General features: G+C 67.2%; 2 protein-coding genes and 1 pseudogene. 2 read left to right on the forward strand and 1 reads right to left on the reverse strand.

The window, feature by feature from the left end; all coding sequences use genetic code 11:
• Positions 1–21 precede the first annotated feature (21 nt).
• Positions 22–525: an ATP-binding protein gene (locus ABTZ58_RS40035; protein WP_351368443.1), complete on the forward strand. Its 504-nt coding sequence runs from the start codon at positions 22–24 to the stop codon at positions 523–525.
• Positions 526–969: 444 nt separating this feature from the next.
• A complete protein-coding gene (locus ABTZ58_RS40040) occupies positions 970–1,332 on the forward strand; it encodes an STAS domain-containing protein (RefSeq protein ID WP_351368440.1) in 363 nt (120 codons plus the stop codon).
• Between the two features lie 37 nt (positions 1,333–1,369).
• On the opposite strand, the pseudogene ABTZ58_RS40045 reads toward ABTZ58_RS40040, so the two are convergent.
• Positions 1,370–1,657, reverse strand: a pseudogene (locus ABTZ58_RS40045) (transposase); the annotation flags it as partial.
• Positions 1,658–1,914 lie beyond the last annotated feature (257 nt).

A 1,914-nucleotide genomic window follows, 5' to 3' on the forward strand; every position in this document is an offset into this window, starting at 1 on the left:
GCGCGGGGTATGCGCATGCGTATGAACGGGGGTATACGAGTGGACCCGGCTGAAGCAGTCCCCGAGGGCGAAGGCCTGCTGCCGGACGCCCCTCTCATCCAGGACACGGTCGCCCTCGACGGTGACGGGTACGTCATCGCCGAGGCCCGCCACCGGGCGGCCGGCTTCCTCGCCCGGGTCCAGGCCGAGCACGGCATTCCGGTCTCCGCACGCGCCATGGACCTGACCCGGTTGGTAGTCAGCGAGCTGGTCACCAACGCCTGCAAGTACGCGCCCGGGCCCGTGCTGATGGAGCTGCGCGTCTCGGGCGACGCCGTGGAGGTGGTCGTGTGGGACAGCGACCCGGTCCTGCCGGTGGCCCGGGCCGCCGACACGGGCCGGGTCGGGCAGCACGGTCTGGAGATCGTCATGGCCGTCGCGCAGGGCTTCGAGGTCCAGCGCGAGCCGGTCGGCAAACGCATCAGCGTCCGCATCGCCCTGCTGGACGACCCCGGCGGAGACATCGCCGGATGCAACCCCCTCTGACACGGCTCCGGTGTAGAGCGACGCCGACGGCTTGGGGTCGGCCGGCGCCAAAGCGGACCTTGATCGACTGTGGGGAGTGGACCCAGCCGAGCCGCTCATCCAGTCAAACTCAGCTCTGTGCGGGGTGTCGGTGCCGACCATGTTCGTCACCATGTGCCCGAGGCTGCTGCGGCTTCAGTGCTCGGTGAGGAACTCCAGCAGTACCCGCGCGTGGTTGGTGAGGAAGCCCCACCTGCGGGGCTGCTGCTCCATGAGATCCTCCGCCCTCGGACACCGGCACTCCGGCACTCCGGCACTCCGGCACTCCGGCAGGAAATTACCTGAAATGGAATTCCTCTGCGAATGTTCCGGCTGTGTGGGCAACGTGAGGCATCGTGTAGGGCGAGCCGGTAGGCTCATTGGCACAAGGTTGCGTCTCCTGTGAGGCGGTTTTGGGAGTGCGTGATGACCACAGGGCCCTCGGTTCATGTACACGCATCGGGAATGTCGCTGACTGTGCGCATCGGCGGGGAGATGGTCTGGCAGACAGCTCCGTTCTTCCGTGAGCGTCTTGCGGTGGAGATCACCGCAGCGCGGCGGCGGGTGGTGCTGGACCTGTCCGCGGTGTCGTTCTGTGATTCAGCCGGGCTGAATGAGTTGCTGTGGGCCTGGCGCCTGGCGGATCAGGCTGGTTCTGTGCTGGTGCTGGCGTGCGTGCCGGCGAAGGTGCAGCGGATGCTGGCTAGGACCGGCGTGGGCACCTTCCTGCGGGTGTATGACACCGTCGGCGAGGCGGAGAACGCTCTGGTGGCGCGCGGCGGGGCCTGACGGCAGGCTTCAGACGGCCAGGCCCAGATCAGCGGCGAGCACGCGGCTCTTTGCCCATCTCTGGGCGGATCCGCGCGGACAGAGTGTCCCGAGCCTGATCCACATCGGCCGCCTCCGAGCGGGCCATGAACCCCAAACGGTCGGCCTTGGCGGGAGATTCGCAGGCAGCCGGTGTCCACGATATAGCGGCTCGCGTCCACGATCTCGCGGCGGGATGCTTCTCCGGCCGGCCACTGCGGAAGGTCTCGTAGGCCGGCGGCAGTAACGGCTCGATCAGGCCCACTTGGCATCGTTGGTGTCCGAGGGGGTAGCGGCGGTGACGCATGACGGCTTGATCGGCAGAGGTCGGGGCCGCCCGGCCGGCGCTCGGGCGGCCCCGTCGGATGAGGTCGAGGGCGGACTCGATGAAGTTGATTTGGGTGGGGATGTGTCTGACCCACTTGTCGTTTGTTCGAGGCATAGCGTGAACCGGTCGGCAACGGCCCTGACTGATCTTTTCGTAAGTTCGGTGGGTGTGTTGGGTGGATGGTCAGGCCGGTGTGGGCGAGGAATGACCATGGAAGTTGGGGGTTGGTGTTGATG

Source organism: Streptomyces sp. NPDC094143 (assembly GCF_040303825.1).
Taxonomy (GTDB): Bacteria; Actinomycetota; Actinomycetes; order Streptomycetales; family Streptomycetaceae; genus Streptomyces.